At 45.0% G+C, this 16470-nt stretch carries 16 protein-coding genes, 1 pseudogene and 1 riboswitch; of the genes and pseudogenes, 6 read left to right on the forward strand and 11 right to left on the reverse strand.

Going from position 1 to position 16470, the window contains the following annotated elements:
* Nucleotides 1-56 precede the first annotated feature (56 nt).
* Nucleotides 57-1421 carry a TolC family protein gene (locus I2I04_RS12000; protein WP_195655107.1) on the forward strand — a complete coding sequence of 455 codons (1365 nt, stop codon included), beginning with the start codon at nt 57-59 and terminating at the stop codon, nt 1419-1421.
* Nucleotides 1422-1575: 154 nt separating this feature from the next.
* Here I2I04_RS12000 and I2I04_RS12005 read toward each other — a convergent pair.
* The 7 genes and pseudogenes from I2I04_RS12005 to I2I04_RS12035 form a co-directional block, all read right to left on the reverse strand.
* A pseudogene (locus I2I04_RS12005) lies at nt 1576-1875 on the reverse strand (hypothetical protein); the annotation flags it as partial.
* 19 nt (nt 1876-1894) lie between these two features.
* Nucleotides 1895-2518 carry an NYN domain-containing protein gene (locus I2I04_RS12010; protein ID WP_143257940.1) on the reverse strand — a complete coding sequence of 208 codons (624 nt, stop codon included), beginning with the start codon at nt 2516-2518 and terminating at the stop codon, nt 1895-1897.
* 318 nt (nt 2519-2836) lie between these two features.
* Nucleotides 2837-3934: a DUF4373 domain-containing protein gene (locus tag I2I04_RS12015; RefSeq protein WP_195655109.1), complete on the reverse strand. Its 1098-nt coding sequence runs from the start codon at nt 3932-3934 to the stop codon at nt 2837-2839.
* 33 nt (nt 3935-3967) lie between these two features.
* Nucleotides 3968-4411 (reverse strand): N-acetylmuramoyl-L-alanine amidase, encoded by a 444-nt coding sequence (locus tag I2I04_RS12020; RefSeq protein WP_009038703.1) that lies wholly within the window; start codon nt 4409-4411, stop codon nt 3968-3970.
* Nucleotides 4408-5163, reverse strand: a complete 756-nt coding sequence (locus I2I04_RS12025) for an HNH endonuclease (RefSeq protein ID WP_195655110.1) — start codon at nt 5161-5163, stop codon at nt 4408-4410. Before I2I04_RS12025 ends, I2I04_RS12020 begins: the two co-directional genes overlap by 4 nt.
* A 108-nt stretch (nt 5164-5271) precedes the next feature.
* The gene (locus tag I2I04_RS12030) at nt 5272-5496 is read right to left on the reverse strand and encodes a hypothetical protein (protein WP_195655111.1); all 225 of its coding nucleotides are present in this window, start codon (nt 5494-5496) and stop codon (nt 5272-5274) included.
* Nucleotides 5493-5837: an SH3 beta-barrel fold-containing protein gene (locus tag I2I04_RS12035; protein ID WP_008770759.1), complete on the reverse strand. Its 345-nt coding sequence runs from the start codon at nt 5835-5837 to the stop codon at nt 5493-5495. The genes I2I04_RS12030 and I2I04_RS12035 overlap by 4 nt, the downstream gene beginning before the upstream one ends.
* 249 nt (nt 5838-6086) lie before the next feature.
* Here I2I04_RS12035 and I2I04_RS12040 point away from each other — a divergent pair, with 249 nt between their 5' ends.
* A complete protein-coding gene (locus tag I2I04_RS12040) occupies nt 6087-6563 on the forward strand; it encodes a hypothetical protein (protein ID WP_143257944.1) in 477 nt (158 codons plus the stop codon).
* 254 nt (nt 6564-6817) lie between these two features.
* Here I2I04_RS12040 and I2I04_RS12045 read toward each other — a convergent pair whose 3' ends face one another.
* A complete protein-coding gene (locus I2I04_RS12045; RefSeq protein WP_143257945.1) occupies nt 6818-7090 on the reverse strand; it encodes a DUF4248 domain-containing protein in 273 nt (90 codons plus the stop codon).
* A 348-nt stretch (nt 7091-7438) separates the two neighbouring features.
* Between I2I04_RS12045 and I2I04_RS12050 the strand changes: the two genes are divergently transcribed.
* The 4 genes from I2I04_RS12050 to nrdG all read left to right on the forward strand — a co-directional run bounded on the left by I2I04_RS12050 (nt 7439) and on the right by nrdG (nt 12794).
* A complete protein-coding gene (locus I2I04_RS12050; protein WP_143257946.1) occupies nt 7439-7951 on the forward strand; it encodes an HU family DNA-binding protein in 513 nt (170 codons plus the stop codon).
* 463 nt (nt 7952-8414) lie between these two features.
* The gene (locus I2I04_RS12055; RefSeq protein WP_195472534.1) at nt 8415-9311 is read left to right on the forward strand and encodes an Rpn family recombination-promoting nuclease/putative transposase; all 897 of its coding nucleotides are present in this window, start codon (nt 8415-8417) and stop codon (nt 9309-9311) included.
* 288 nt (nt 9312-9599) lie between these two features.
* A riboswitch (cobalamin riboswitch) is annotated at nt 9600-9789 on the forward strand.
* A 31-nt stretch (nt 9790-9820) separates the two neighbouring features.
* Nucleotides 9821-12214: an anaerobic ribonucleoside triphosphate reductase gene (locus tag I2I04_RS12060; RefSeq protein WP_195472536.1), complete on the forward strand. Its 2394-nt coding sequence runs from the start codon at nt 9821-9823 to the stop codon at nt 12212-12214.
* Between the two features lie 121 nt (nt 12215-12335).
* Nucleotides 12336-12794 carry an anaerobic ribonucleoside-triphosphate reductase activating protein gene (gene nrdG / locus I2I04_RS12065; protein WP_143257948.1) on the forward strand — a complete coding sequence of 153 codons (459 nt, stop codon included), beginning with the start codon at nt 12336-12338 and terminating at the stop codon, nt 12792-12794.
* Between the two features lie 202 nt (nt 12795-12996).
* Here nrdG and rseP read toward each other — a convergent pair whose 3' ends face one another.
* From rseP to I2I04_RS12080, 3 genes are read right to left on the reverse strand one after another with little or no spacing between them, the layout of a single operon-like run.
* Entirely contained in the window at nt 12997-14352 is a 1356-nt protein-coding gene (rseP, locus tag I2I04_RS12070; RefSeq protein WP_195655112.1) for an RIP metalloprotease RseP, read from the reverse strand.
* Nucleotides 14353-14380: 28 nt separating this feature from the next.
* Nucleotides 14381-15550, reverse strand: a complete 1170-nt coding sequence (locus I2I04_RS12075; protein WP_143257949.1) for a 1-deoxy-D-xylulose-5-phosphate reductoisomerase — start codon at nt 15548-15550, stop codon at nt 14381-14383.
* 16 nt (nt 15551-15566) lie between these two features.
* Entirely contained in the window at nt 15567-16427 is an 861-nt protein-coding gene (locus I2I04_RS12080) for a M23 family metallopeptidase (RefSeq protein ID WP_195655113.1), read from the reverse strand.
* Nucleotides 16428-16470: the final 43 nt, after the last annotated feature.

Here is a 16470-nt window from a genome sequence, read left to right on the forward strand (position 1 = left end):
TTAGGAAACAGTGAATCTGTCCTCCTCATTAGTTTATATCATAAATTTATAGTTGAATGAGAAAAATAATAATTCTGTCTGCGGCAACACTCGTTTTGAGTAGTTGCGGTATCTATAATAAATACAAACCGGTGTCGGAAGTTCCCGAAGGGCTTTACGGCAGCGAGTCAGTTGCTGTCGCCGATACGGCAAACTTCGGCAACCTCTCGTGGCGGGAGGTCTTTACCGACCCGTCTTTGCAAAGCCTGATTGACTCGGCACTTGTGCGCAACACCGATATGCAGACTGCCCACTTGCGTGTGAAAGAAGCGGAAGCTACCTTGCTGACGTCCAAACTGTCTTATCTGCCTTCTTTATTCCTTGCGCCGGAAGGGGCTGCCAGCAGCTTCGACCGTGGAAAGGCGACGCAGACTTACTCTTTGCCCGTGACCGCTTCGTGGGAACTGGATATTTTCGGAAAAGTGACCACCGCAAAACGTCGTGCGAAAGCTGCTTACGAACAGAGCAAGGAATATGAACAAGCTGTAAAGACACAATTGGTGGCATCTGTTGCCAACACCTATTACACTTTGTTGATGCTCGATTCGCAGTATGAGATAGCTGTTGCCACCGAAGCTGCCTGGAAGGAAAGCGTGAACGCCACTCGTGCCATGAAAAAAGCCGGTATGGTGAACGAGGCGGGACTGGCACAGACGGAGGCTACCTATTATAATATATGTACCACCGTGCTCGACCTGAAAGAACAAATCAACCAGGCAGAGAATTCACTGGCGTTGTTGCTGGCGGAAACTCCCCATGAGATACAGCGTGGCAAACTGGGGAACCAGCAGTTGCCGGAAAACTTCTCCGTAGGTGTTCCCTTGCAGATGCTTTCCAACCGTCCCGATGTGCGTAGCGCAGAATTCTCGTTGGCACAGGCTTTCTACACCACCAATGCCGCCCGTGCCGCTTTCTATCCTTCCATTACGTTGAGTGGCAGCGCAGGCTGGACTAATAGTGCAGGGGGGATGATTGTCAATCCGGGTAAGTTTCTGGCTTCTGCCGTAGCTTCTCTGACGCAGCCTCTATTTAATAAAGGCGCCAACATCGCCCAGCTGAAAATAGCGAAAGCCCAGCAAGAGGAAGCCCGCCTTGGCTTCGAACAAACCTTGCTGAATGCAGGTGTGGAAGTGAACGAAGCACTGGTGAAGTATCAGACTGCCCGCGAGAAAGCCGACTACTACGACAAGCAGGTGGCCTCTTTGCAAACAGCCGCCAAGAGCACGAGCCTGTTGATGAAGCACGGCAACACCACTTATCTGGAAGTGCTGACGGCACAACAGACGTTGCTCAACGCGCAACTGTCACAAGTGGCGAACCGCTTTACCGAAATTCAGGGTGTGATTACGTTGTATCAGGCTTTGGGTGGCGGCCGTATGTAGGGAGGTATGTTTAAAATGGATGGCATCCGTTACATTGACGAGCATCTGGTATCTGATTATTTGAATGTTTGTGTATGAAGAGAAAGAGGTGGGCTACCCTGTGAAGGGGAACTCACCTCTTTTGTTTTATTCGTTCGTAAACGATTTGTTTACTCTATAACTCTTCGATCATGCTTAAAGGTAAATCAGTACATTCGGCAATAGATTGGTTGTCTATCCCTTTGGCTTTCATATTCCGGGCTATTTGTAGTTGGGCTTTTTGGACGCCTTCTTTCATCCCTTTCTCCATCCCTTCTTTCATCCCTTTTTGTTCAGCTGCATCCATTGTCACCAAATAATCGCGGTACACCTTGACGCTATTGTCGTATCGCTCCCTGTCTTCCGGAGACATAGAAGCCACATCAGCGATATCTTCCAATTTCTCGAAGACAGCTTTTCGTGCCTTGAACGGCAAGATAGGTCGATATAAAATCTTATTTCCACTCATCCGGGCGTTCTATTACATATCCGTTTGGTAGCTGCACTTTTTGGGGTAATATATGTTTCTTGAATATATTAAAAGCGCCATCAAGTTTACGTGTGCCATCACTTAGGTTCGATAAGTTAGATGAATATCTGTTAGGAGGAAAATATACATAGACCTTTTGTGATGGATTAAATTCTCTTATTAGCTCTACAGGTGGTATTAAATCGCTGTCTGCTGATACAATGATAGCAATGTCACAGCGCTTTTTATAGGCGTCCGACAGAATCTTTGTAGCTATTCGTACATCTGTCTCTTTTTCTTCAAAAGAATGAATGATACCACCGCAATAACGGCATTTAATCTCTTTTTTGAGGTATTTACCCAATATCAAGTTAAATTTGGGGTTACATTTGTTTGCTTGAAATAGTTTATCTTGCCTATCGTGTTTGCCTGCATCTGTTGGACGAGCTGAAAAATAATTGACTTCTACCAATTCTTGATAGGACTTTAGAAAACTATTAAAGAAGCTGACTAAATCCAGCCAATAACACATTTTCCATTTTTTGGACTTCAGCCCGTAATAGAAATTAAAACCGTCTACATAGACTATTACTTTCTTTTTGTCTTCCATAGTGTTATATATAAAAAAACCCATCTTTAATTGATGGGTCAGCCTTAGTATTTCTCAACTAAGGGGGGTAATTTGTACTACAAAGGTACAAATCTTTTTTAGAATAACAAATTGATAGGTTCTTTTTCTTCCTTTTTTATGATTTATTCTATTCTTTGGTTTCTCGAGTTACAAATACTGGCTCTACAAGTCGAGGCCTTTTCCTTGTATGATAAAGATGCGATAGTTTTTGGTTTTCTATCTTTCTTTGCCTGAATTTATGATATAAACGAATGATGATGGCATACTTCGTTTTTATATTCAGACTTTTTCCCCGGTTTATCTTCCCCTGATTAGCTTTTTCAGTGTCCCGTTGTATGTGTTCTCAAATTCTGTCGGATGATTGAGCGCCCAAAGAATGTAATCACCCGGTTCGTTCTTTTTGAGTAGGGTAGGGCGGTATTGGGAACTAAGGATTTTCCATAAAATCCCGCCGGGACCTCCCAGTTCTTTACGTCGGGCAAGGGCGGCAATCGCTTTCACGGTCTGTTCGTTCCGGATACCGATTGTTTGCATATTTAGTAGAAGTATAGCTTCCGATCCCCCTCCCGTTTGCATCCCTTCCGAAATCGTTTTCGGAGCTGTTTCTAAGACCGTTCCCGGAGCTGTTCCCGGAGCTGTTCCCGGAGCTGTTCCCGGAGCTGTTCCCGAAGCTGTTCCCGAAGTTGTTCCCGAAGTTGTTTCAGAAACCGTCTCCGCAGTAGATTCCGTTTTTTCTCTTCCAATCGATTTATCCAAAGACAAACCCTCTACAACGACAGGCGAAGCCTGAAAAACGCTGTTTGACGGAACGGGCGGCATTATCCTCTCATTCTCTTTTTCGCATTTTCCTTGTCTCTCTGTCTCTTTGTCTTTTTTGATTTCAGATTTGCTCTCATTTTCCATATCCATTTCCTGTTTACCTTTGGTATCTGTATCCGTTTCCTCTTTTGTTTGTGGCATTGTTGTAGCAAAATCATGGGATTCTGTTACATCTTTAAAATCTTCCTTGATAAGCCAGAAATGTTCCAGAGGTAATTTGTATTTTCTCCGGCTGTCGGTGATGATTTTATGATATTGTTCCTGAATGGCCTGTGAAGTCAATACACCGTACTCCTTATATATAAGATCGTCGAACAGCCCCACCGCCAGGCAATCATCAATGATGGCCTGCATTTCCTCCTCCCCGCAACACGCTTCCTGGGCGATGTCGAAGAGCGTGTCTTTGTTCCACGAAATATAATAACCTTTCTCTTTATAAATGAGGCAAAGCAGTGAAGTGAGCGCAGCAATCCCTGCCGCGTGGTGGCGACAGGAGATGCGGCGTACTTTTCTGTCCTGCAGAAAATTGACATCGAGGGGAAAATAATCTAATCCGGGTTTGGAAATGCGGGCCATGATGATAAATTACTGATTGTAAATAATTGATAATTATTGAATAAACTCCGCTTTTACATCGAAGCAGGGGCAGGATTTTATATACTCGTTCGGTGAGATAATACCGTCTCCATTAAGGTCGGGACTGGTGTCCCGATGTCCTATCACCTGTTGCAGAGAAGGGAAGACAAGGCGCAAATCTTCTACCAGCCGGACAAGTGCTTCACGCTGCGCTTCCGTTCGTGTGTCGGCAGGCCGACCGTTCCTGTCCAGTCCGCCAATGTAGCAGATACCGATAGACCGATGATTCCATCCCGTGCAATGTGCTCCGTCGAGGGCAACATCCCTTCCCGGTTCAACCGTGCCGTCGAGACGGACGACGAAGTGATAACCGATAGAACGGAAGCCGCGTTGACGATGCCAGCGGTCGATGTCGGCAGCGGTAAAATCCTGTCCCGCACGAGTGGCGGAACAGTGGATGATGATGGTGTCTCTCATTGTGAAATCCTCCTTTCTTGTTTGCGTATAGTAGGGGAGGTGAATCCGAAGGCGGCAGCCTCCTCTGCAGACAGTTGACGGTAATATTGCTTTGTCACCGAGTGGTGCACCGGAGTGAAAGGAGCGTGAATCGGTGGTACAGCCGTATCCGTTATTGCCGATGAGTTTAAAAAGACAGGCAGTTTTGATAAAGCCGATGAATTGGCAAAGGGAACCTTCATGAAATCGTTTCCCCGATGTTGCCTTGCACGTAGGTTATGTAGCCATACACGATCCGGATGTTTCAGTTGCAGGATGAGCCAGTGTTGGTGTGACGGTTTCAGGCGTTCCTCTCTGCCCATTTCTTTCATAGACGGGTAGGCACGTAAAATGATTCCTTTCGCATCCGTTACGGCGTAGGGAGTTTTGCGGGAACCTGTTCCGGTGGGGCGTAATCCTGTGCGGATGGCGTGCATCGTGTTGGTGTATGCATCGCACCATTCAAGGTTTGACACGTGGTTGTTCATCGTGTTTCCGTCAAGGTGGTTTATTTGCGGCAGATGTTTCGGGTTCGGAATAAATGCCTTGGCAATTAAGCGGTGGACGTGGTAATCGGTACAAATTCCTTTATTCAGGAGTGATACCGTTTCATAACCGGTTCCGATGATTCTAGTGCAAAGAATTAACTTCGATTTGCCCTTGAAACTCAATACCCGCCCATGATCTGAAATCATATAGTCGGGGTTTTCTTCAATAAATCTCCAATTTTCCATACTTGATACTGATAAATGTTAATAAAATTATACTCTGTTAAAAAATAGCCGCTTCTCTGAATTTAGCAAGGAGAAACGGCGTTTCCTGCATCTGTTAAACGGCGTTTCCTAGTGTGGAAAAGCGGCGTTGTCTGTATGTGTTAAACGGCGTTTCTTGCTGTCTTCATCTTGCTCTGTACAAGGTTCGAGCCGTTCGGCACAGTGAATGAGAAATTCTAATTCTTCCCGGCAGCCTTGAATCGCTTCTTGCAGGGAGTCTACATTATACTGTCTGCAAAGAGCTTCCCACTCTTTTCGTTCCTGCAGATTCATCCTTTTTTCCTGCAGATTCATTCCACTTCGATATCCAGAAAATTTTCAGCATGAAAGGTGCGCCAGCCTTTGGCATCGATGTCGTAATAGACGACAAATGTGTTCTCCGGTTTCGGTGTGTACGGGCGGCGGAAACTATGTTCGTAGCCGATGAGTGTGCCGGTGGCACGACGGATGGTTCCATCTTGCTTGGTATATCGGAAACAGACGTTTCCGTGATGCATTTGTCGGATAAGCTTTCCTATCCGGTGAGCCGTGACGAGTGCGTCGTGCCGGCTCATGCCATTACTTTGCCGGATGACAGCGGCCTGTTTCATAAGCCGTATCCGTTGAAGTGAATGATTCTTTTTGATTTCAGTCATTTTTTTATTCGGTTTATTTTTGATTACGGTGGCAAAGGTAGAAGATGAGTTGCGTAAAGGTTGTGCAAGCTTGACGCATAAAAAAAGAATGGATACGAATGTGTCATGCTTGAATGAGCCGATGCGTTAAAAGATTCGACCCATATTTGAATTTATTCATGGAATAAGAACGAATGTGTCATGCTTGAACACAAATGTTAAAAGAAATATCAGACTTTTGTGGAATATTTATAAACGAATAGAAGAAAAATGGTAGATAAAAAAATTAAAGTGAAAAGTAGGAATAAACAGAGTAAAGCAATCGGTGTCCGTCATAGTGAAGATGATGTTAAGAAAGCGGTGGTGGATTGTATTTTTAAGATAGAACAGTTGAATAATATTCCGGAAGGCTATGTGGCGAACAATTCGAATTGTTCGCGCTCTTCAATAGGACGTATATGCAAATGTAAATTTAATGGTCAGAGTCCTATCCCCGATTGGACAACTATTCATAATTATTCTGCTTGTATCATTGGAAGGTCTGAATTTATTCCCGGATTTCCCGAAGTGTTGTGCCAAATTTTAAATCTAATTGTTGACGATTCGGCAGATATAAACTGCACGGTGGATGATGACTGCCATATAGACATTGAAATTCGGTTTCATACCTCCAAAAAACTGGTTAAGGATCCTACGGAAGAGGAAGGAGATAAGAAGATAGGGACAAAGAGGAACAATAAAAAGTAGAATTAAAGACGAAAATAGAAGGAATGGACCGATGACGGGGCTGCTGTTGGCTTTCGTCGGAGGTCACTGCCGATTTTATGAAACCGTCGGGAGGAAATTCCTCGGAATTAGGCGGCTTCGGGCGATATTCTTGTCCGGTTAGGAATTTATCTTTTAGACGCGGATGACGGACGCGGATGACGGACGCGGATTTTTAAATAGCTGTGCAGCTTTAAAAATCCGTGTCATCCCTTTCCGTACCGCACCTTTGTTTTTTAGGGTTCTCCCAAAAACTTGAAGAATAGTCCAACTTGAGCCGGAGTAAGTAAGATTGCCTTTTCGCTGTAGCCGGTTTGGGCGAGTGCGGCTTGTAGTGCCGTATTTTTGGCAATCCAACTGCGGAGGGTGCGGCGTGCCGAGGCAGGCTGTATGTGAGGTAGATAAAGTGTGGCCAGCTGACTTTTGCTGTAAGTCTGTATGCGGGTAGAGTTTGCCGTCTCCGGTATTTCTTTTGGGCTGACGGAGGGGGCTGTTGTTTCTGTTTTCATTGTCGATACTTTCTATTATTAGTAGGTGTTCATAATTAGTTTATATCATAATTTAGGCGCGGATTACTCCTGAAAAAATAGCCATTAATTAGTAGCGGGAGCTTATCTGTTTTTTTAGTTTATCCTGTGTGAATACGAAGATACGCTTTTTTATGCCAAGTGGTTCAGCTTTGTACAGAAGCCTCTGTTGGCATAGTTCGTGTAGAAGTTGTGCCTGTTTGTTGTCTCTTGTGACGAGTTGTCACGTCGTGTTCTTCTGCTTTTTTCTTTTCATATACTTTTGCTTTCGTAATCGGTTACAGATAGAATTTATTCATTAATCATTAAAAAGAAGAAAGGAAAAAAAGTATGCCATTAATTTACAAACCGTATCAGGCAACGCTTGCCAACAAGGAAGGACAGAAACTTTATTATCCCCGTCTGGTGAAATTCGGGAAAATGGTCAACACGCAGAAGATGGCGGAATTGATTGCGGAAAAAGCCTCGCTGACGGCGGGTGATGTTCACAACGTTATTCGCAACCTGATGTCGGTGATGCGTGAACAGTTGCTCAACAGTCGCACGGTACGTCTCGAAGGCTTGGGGACGTTTACTATGATTGCCAAGGCAAACGGGAAAGGGGTAGAGTTGGAAAATAAGGTCAGCAGTTCGCAGATCACTTCATTGCGTTGCCAGTTTACGCCCGAATACACTCGTGCCGCCGACGGGAGTGCTACCCGTGCGTTGACCACCGGAGTGGAGTTTGTGCACATCAAGGATGTAGCGGGTTCGTTTGTGGCCGATGATGTCATTGACAAAGACCCGGATGAGGATAATAAACCTGGTGGTGGAAGCGGAGAAGCGCCGGACCCGGCAGCTTAACCGGGAGTTCAATCGGCAGCTGAATCCGCAGGGACTAACTGATAAGTTTGCCGGGCAAACTAAAGCTTATTAATAGACGACTAATCAGTAGCCGTGAATCGGGTATAGCTGATGGTTGCACTTCGACCGATATAAAATAGATTATCAACCTTAAAAGAAAAGCGAATGAAATTATTATTGGAAAAGTTGTTAGACATTCTTGAGGCTGTTCTGCGGTTCCGTCATCGGAGAAGCAGTAAGACAGAAAAAGATTAGTGTACGTGCCGCACGTAGCTCACGGAACCGGTAACGAACGTGGAGCAACTCATAAAGTGAAAGTAAAGTAAGGCTCAAGGCTCAAATGAAGAAGCTGTCTCCCGATGAATGAGGCAGCTTTTTTTTGTATCCATTTATTTTCTTCTATTCTTGACCGTATTCAACAAAAAAACTCTATCTTTGTTTTATAATTGAGACACAGCATATAATGGGAAGATTTATCAATCCCTTTACCGATTTTGGCTTTAAGTTTTTATTCGGCAGAGAGGTAGAAAAGGAGTTGTTAATCGACTTCTTGAACGATTTGCTCGTAGGAGAGCATGTGATTACCGACATCAGGTTCCTTAACAACGAACAGCCGCCGGAAGTAAAAACAGAACGAGGTCTTATCTACGACATCTATTGCGTGACCGATACCGGTGAACGTATTATCGTAGAAATGCAGAACCGGGAACAACCTTACTTTAAAGATCGTGCCCTCTTCTATCTTTCTAGGGCCATTACGCAGCAAGCGAAAAGGGGAGTTTGGAACTTCCAGTTGGATGCCGTGTACGGAGTGTTCTTCATGAATTTCGTGATGGATAAGGATATGCCCTCTAAAATTAGAACGGATATCGTTCTTTCTGACAGGGATACGGGGAAGCTCTTCAGCAACAAGTTCCGGCAGATTTTTATCGAACTGCCGAACTTCAATAAAGAAGAGGATGAATGTGAAAATGATTTTGAACGCTGGATTTATATACTAAAGCATATGGATACACTTGACCGGATGCCTTTCAAGGCTCGCAAGGCCGTCTTCGAGCGACTTGAAAAGTTGGCTTCCAAAGCAAATATGACCCAGGAGGAAAGAGCCCAGTATGAAGAAGAATGGAAAGTTTATAACGATTATTTTAATACGTTGGACTTTGCTGAACAGAAGGGTTTACAAAAAGGCTTACAAAAAGGTTTGCAAAAAGGCTTGCAGAAAGGTTTGCAAAAAGGCTTGCAGAAAGGTTTGCAAAAAGGTAAAGAAGAAACAGCTCGTAATTTGAAAGAATTAGGTGTGGCTGACGATATTATTATGAAATCTACTGGGCTTTCGAAAGAAGAAATAGAAAAATTATAATTTCTTTCATTCTATCGGAAAGAAAGTTTTTGTCGAAAGTGAAAAAATAGTCTATAACTTATGAAGCAAACGATAGTTGTGGAGACTTTTAACACATCCTTTTTCCGCTAAGGGTAAAGTACCTGAAAACTATATATGTCTTTTGGGTGAAATAAACGGATTTGGAATATTATCCACGTTAAAATCAGAAAAAAGTTTTCCGTTTTGGAAAACTTTCTGTATCAGCGAGAAAGAAAAGTTTCCCGAAATTTAATGTTAAAAGCTAACCAAGCTATGATATAATCTCCTATCTTTGTATCCGGTTTCGGAACTAAAAAGAGGTTTAGTCAATGAGGGAACGCTGTGCAAATCGGCGACAGTACCCGCTGCTGTAATTCTCTAAGAATCCGCACAATAGGCCACTGCATCGATGCCGGTGTGGGAAGGTGTTGCGGGGGAGAGATAAGTCAGAAGACCTGCCGAAGAGATTTTCTATTTTTAATTTATTAATGCTTTCGGGAGTTAAAGTTATGAACTACGCGGAAATTTGTATCATCAAACGTGATGGTAAAAGAGAAGATTTCTCTATCAGTAAGATTAAGAATGCAATCAGTAAAGCATTCAGTGCAAGTGGTATTCAGGATGAGCAGCAGTTGATTGCTGACATCACCATGAATGTTATCAGTCAGTTTGCTACCCCCACGATCACCGTAGAAGAGATTCAGGACTTGGTGGAAAAGTCGTTGATGAAAGTGCGGCCGGAAGTAGCGAAGAAATACATCATCTATCGCGAATGGCGGAATACGGAGCGTGAGAAGAAAACCCAGATGAAACAGGTGATGGACGGCATTGTGGCTATCGACAAGAACGATGTCAATTTGAGCAACGCCAACATGAGCAGTCACACCCCTGCCGGACAGATGATGACGTTCGCTTCCGAAGTAACTAAAGATTACACCTATAAATACTTGTTGCCGAAACGTTTTGCCGAAGCACACCAGTTGGGAGACATTCACATCCACGACCTGGACTATTATCCGACAAAGACGACAACCTGCATCCAATATGATATGGACGACCTCTTTGAACGCGGTTTCCGCACAAAGAACGGTAGCATCCGCACCCCGCAAAGCATCCAAAGCTATGCTACGCTAGCTACCATCATCTTTCAGACCAACCAAAATGAGCAGCATGGCGGACAGGCGATTCCGGCTTTCGACTTCTTCATGGCAAAAGGAGTAGCCAAATCTTTCCGCAAGCATCTGGCATCGTTCATCAACTTCTATGTGGCTATGGAAAACGGAAATCAGGCCGATGAGAAATCCATCCGCACGTTGATTAAAGAATACCTTCCGTCTATCAAGTCCACCGAGGCCGAACGCGAAACATTGCGCATCGCTCTGGTCGCTTTACAGATCATTATAGATAAGGAACACCTTGCCCGCATCGTCGAAAAAGCCTACCAGCAGACCCGTAAAGATACGCATCAGGCAATGGAAGGATTCATCCACAACCTGAACACGATGCATTCTCGTGGCGGTAACCAAGTGGTATTCAGTTCCATCAACTACGGAACGGACACTTCTGCCGAAGGCCGCATGGTGATCGAAGAACTGCTGAAAGCTACCATTGAAGGCCTCGGCACCAGAGGAGAAGTGCCCGTATTCCCCATCCAGATATTCAAGGTGAAAGACGGCGTTTCTTACTCGGAGAAAGACTTTGAGAAAGCAATGAAAGCGGAGAACATCGAAGAGGCAATGACCGACAGTTACGAGGCTCCCAACTTCGACTTGCTATTAAAGGCTTGCCAGACCACTGCGAAAGCGTTGTTCCCGAACTTCATGTTCCTCGACGCACCTTTCAACCAGAACGAGAAATGGAAAGCCGATGATCCGCAACGTTACATCTACGAACTGGCAACGATGGGCTGCCGTACCCGTGTCTTTGAAAATGTGGCCGGAGAAAAATCGTCTTTAGGACGTGGCAATCTTTCGTTCACCACACTGAATATGCCAAGACTGGCTATCGAAGCCCGTATCAAAGCGGAAAATCTGGTAGAAGATGAACGCAACAAGGACGCCATCGAACAAAAGGCAAAAGAAATTTTCATCGAATCCGTACATCAAATGTCTGTGCTCGTGGCCGACCAGCTTTACGAACGTTATCAGTATCAGCGTACGGCCCTGGCACGCCAGTTCCCGTTCATGATGGGAAATAATGTGTGGAAAGGCGGCGGAGAACTGAATCCGAATGAACAGGTGGGAGACGCCTTGCGCAGCGGTACACTGGGGATCGGATTTATCGGCGGACACAACGCGATGGTGGCTCTCTACGGACAAGGTCACGGACACAACCAGAAAGCATGGGACACGCTGTATGAAGCGGTGATGGAAATGAATAAAGTGGTAGACGAATATAAAGAGAAATATAACCTGAACTACTCCGTTCTGGCTACTCCTGCCGAAGGACTTTCGGGACGTTTCACGAAAATGGACCGCCGGAAATATGGAAAAATCCCCGGAGTGACAGATCGCGACTATTATGTCAACTCTTTCCATGTAGACGTGAAAGAACCGATCAGCATCGTTGAGAAAATCAAGCGTGAAGCTCCGTTCCACGCTATTACGCGCGGAGGACATATCACGTATGTGGAGCTGGACGGTGAAGCGCAGAAGAATGTGCGTGCCATTGCCAAGATTGTGAAAGTGATGCACGACGAAGGAATTGGATACGGCTCTATCAATCACCCGGTAGACACTTGTCATAACTGTGGCTACAAGGGAGTTATCTTCGATAAATGCCCTGTATGCCAGAGTGAAAGTATTCTCCGTATGCGCCGTATCACCGGTTATCTGACGGGCGACTTAAGCTCTTGGAACTCTGCCAAACGTGCAGAAGAGAAGGACCGTGTAAAGCATTTGTAGAATAAATGTTTGATAATTGATGAATGGATAATGAACGGTGCTTGATGAAAGCGTTACGGTTCATTATCCATTATTCGCTTATTCATTTTCAATTATTCATAGTCCATTATCCATTAAAGAAGTGAATTTATTAGGAACTTATTCTGAAACGATTGTTGACGGTGAAGGTATCAGGTATTCTATTTATCTTGCCGGATGCTCCCATCATTGTCCCGGTTGCCATAATCCGGAGAGTTGGAATCCGGGCGCAGGGGAAGAACTGACAGAGGAGAAAATACAGTCCATCATCCATGAAATCAAAGCGAATCCTTTGTTGGACGGCGTTACTTTCTCCGGCGGTGATCCGTTTTTTCATCCGGAAGAATTTCTGCTTTTACTGAAACGGGTGAAAGAGGAAACAGGGATGAACGTGTGGTGCTACACCGGATATACATACGAAGAAATAAAAAAACAGTCTCGTTTGAGTGCCGCTCTTGCCTATATAGATGTATTGGTGGACGGACGCTTTGAACAGGCTCTTTTTTCTCCATATCTGGAGTTTAGGGGAAGTAGTAATCAGCGGATTTTGAAGTTGAAGTAACTGATTCTTTTCCACTAAAGAAACTTATAAAGTCAGGCGAATTGGAAATAAATAAACTGAATTGAAAACAAATAGGTACAGAGAATAAATAGGCACGGATTACACAGACTTCACGGTTTTTATGCATTATAATTAAGAAACCGTGAAATCTGTGTAATCCGTGCCTAAATCTATCTCTTATCTGAATCTATGCTTTGAAATTCTAGAAGAAGAACCTTAGAATATCGTTGAAGTTAGCCCATATCAACAGACCGAAGAGTAGAATCATACCGGTCATTTGAGCGTATTCCATAAATTTGTCGCTCGGTTTGCGGCGAGCTATCATCTCGTAGAAGAGGAAGAGCACGTGGCCGCCGTCCAATGCGGGGATAGGGAGGATATTCATGAAAGCCAGAATGATGGAAAGGAAGGCTGTCATATACCAGAACTGGTGCCAATCCCATGTAGCGGGGAAGATGCTGCCGATCGTTCCGAAGCCACCTAGCTGTTTGGCTCCTTCTTTCGAGAAGAGGTATTTCATGTTTCCTACGTATCCTTTCAGTGTCTTTACGCCGAGGGAGACACCTGCCGGGAAGGATTCGAAGAAAGTATATTCTTTTTTCACCATAGGGAGCAGGCGGTCTGTGACGAGACAGGCGGTTACGCCCATCAGGTAGGCAGAATCTACACGCATATTCAATGTGTCGGTTACGCCGCTACGCACATAGGTCAGTGTAATCAGGCGCGGATCGATGCTGTCTTTGAGCAGGGTTTCCGCGTTTTTTTTACGTTCTGCCATCGCTTCTTTAAAGTCGGAGAAAGAAATCGGTGTTCCGTTCAGAGCGATAATGCTGTCACCCGGTTGGATGCCTGCTTGTGCGGCAGGAGAGTTCACCATTACGCTGTCTATCACGTACGGGAAACGGTAGGAGGCAAAACGGATGCTGTCTGCCAGAAGGCGTTGCATCAAGTCTTCAGGGATATAAACGGACGCTTTCGCGCCGTTGCGGATAACGCTTACTTCGCGGGCATCGGCAATCTGGCTCAACATATCGCCGTCATAACGTTCGAAAGGAACGCCGTCGGCAGAAAGAAGGATGTCGCCGTCCTGAAAACCTACGGATTTGGCTGTTTCGTTAAAATCCATACCGAGAGGAGCTTCCTGCACCTTTATATATTGGTCGCCCCACGCAAAAAGAATCATCGAGTAGATGAACAGGGCCAACAGGAAGTTGAACAGTACGCCACCCACCATGATCAGCAGACGTTGCCATGCCGGTTTGGAGCGGAACTCCCACGGTTGTTCGGGTTGTTTCATCTGCTCGGTATCCATCGACTCGTCAATCATACCGGCTATCTTGACATAACCACCCACCGGCAGCCAACCTACTGCATATTCTGTGTCACTTTTCTTGGGTTTGAATTTAAACAGGGTGAACCAGGGGTCAAAAAATAAGCAGAATTTTTCTACACGCACCTTAAACAAACGGGCAAAAAGAAAATGCCCGCCTTCATGAATGATAACGAGCAAAGATAAGCTCATAATCAATTGCAGGGCACGAATCAAAAATGTTTCCATATGGTCTATTTACAGTTTATATTAATATTTATATCAGGCTTGCCGCTATCTTTCTTGCTTCGGCATCCGTAGCTACATAATCATCATAGGTAGGGTTGGCAATGAAGGTAACCCGTTCCATTGTTTTTTCTATCACGTCACTCATACCGAGGAAGCTGATGCCGTCTTTCAGGAAAGAGGCTACCATCACTTCATTGGCGGCATTGACGATGCAAGGCATATTCCCCCCGCGATACATCGCTTCGTAGGCGAGTGCCAGATTGCGGAATCGTTTCGTGTCGGGTTGCTCGAACGTCAGGTTCGTGCATTTGGAAAAATCAAGCCTGTCGAAAGAAGAACTGATACGATCGGGATAGGAGAATGCATACTGGATGGGCAGGCGCATATCGGGCATGCCCAACTGTGCTTTTATAGCTCCGTCTTCAAACTGCACCATCGAGTGAATGACTGATTGCGGATGCACAACCACCTCAATCTGACTGGGCTGGACACCGAACAGCCATTTGGCTTCGATCACTTCAAAACCTTTATTCATCATAGAAGCAGAATCAATCGTGATTTTCGCTCCCATCTCCCAGTTGGGGTGTTTCAAGGCCTGTGTCTTAGTCACGGACTTTAATTGTTCCAAAGTATAAGTGCGGAACGGACCTCCGGAGGCAGTCAATATCACTTTCTCAATCGGATTGCCCACTTCTCCCGCTAAACACTGAAAAACGGCAGAGTGTTCAGAGTCTACCGGCAGAATCGGAGTGCGATATTGTTGTGCCAGCTGGTTAATCAGTTCACCCGCTACTACCAATGTTTCCTTATTTGCCAACGCAATCGCTTTCTTGGCGCGGATCGCGTTGATTGTCGGCTTCAGTCCGGCATAACCGACCATGGCTGTCAATACCGTGTCGATGGGACCTGCTTCCACAATCTGACAGATAGCGTCGGTTCCTGCATACACCTTGATAGGCAGGTCACTCAATGCTTCTTTCAGTTCGGAATACTTTTCTTCGTTGGCTATCACTACCACTTCTGGCTGGAACTTCCGTGCCTGCGCAATCAGTAGTTCCACACGATTGTTGGCTGTCAGTGCATAGGCTTCATACAGGTCGGGATGCTCTTCGATGACTTGCAAAGCCTGCGTCCCGATGGAACCTGTGGAGCCTAGAATAGCTATTTGTTTTTTCTTTTTGTTAGTCTCTATATTCATTTTATCTATCATCACTTTAAAACACGATGTATTTTTCCGGATTTACCGGGTGACCTTTATACCAAAGTTCGAAGTGCAGGTGTGGTCCTGTACTAAGTGTTCCGCTATTTCCTACCAAAGCGATGGCTTCGCCTCCTTTCACTCGTTCACCTTCCTTTTTCAGGAGAGAGCCGCAGTGTTTGTAGATCGAAATTAAATCCTGATTGTGTTGTACGCCAATCAGATAACCGGTTTCTGCAGTGTATGTACTAAGGACGACGGTTCCGTCCATGGTTGCCAGTACACTTTCGTTGGGATTGGCGGCAATATCGGTGCCGTAATGTTTCTTTTCGGCATTGAAGTGATCGGACACCATACCTCGTGTCGGACGGTATAATATCAATCCGGTCACGTCCGGTTGGGAAGTGATGGAGGTCAGATTGTATTTCTCGCTCTCCTCATACTGACGGCGGAATTCTTCTTCCCGCTTGGTACGTTCCATCAACGTGTCTTCACGGGCAGCAGTCAGCGAATCAAGCGTTTGCACACTGTCGATAGGCACTTTCCCGCTGAAGATGTCTTGAATGTTCATGATGTAGAGGTTCTGCTTGTTGAGCACTTGTTGCAAAGAGTCTACACGCAGCGCATTGTCTACAATCTGTGTACGGACTTCACTGTTCATATATCCCGGAAGATAATTGCGCAACGGGGTGAAGGTAATGATGCAGGAGGCAATCAGGAAAAGCACTGCCAGCACGCAAAGTAAAACGGATAGTCCATTGAGCTTGGATACACGAAGTCCGACAATTTCTTCAAGTGTATTTTCATTAACGATCGTTAGTTTATACTTGAACTTGAAATTTTTCCAGAAAGCTTTACTTCGTCTTCTCTTTGGCATCTTTGGTAATTAAAGATTAAAAATTAAAAATTAAAAGGGGCTG

The sequence above is a fragment of the Bacteroides sp. 1001136B_160425_E2 genome (assembly GCF_015559655.1).
Lineage (GTDB): Bacteria > Bacteroidota > Bacteroidia > Bacteroidales > Bacteroidaceae > Bacteroides > Bacteroides luhongzhouii.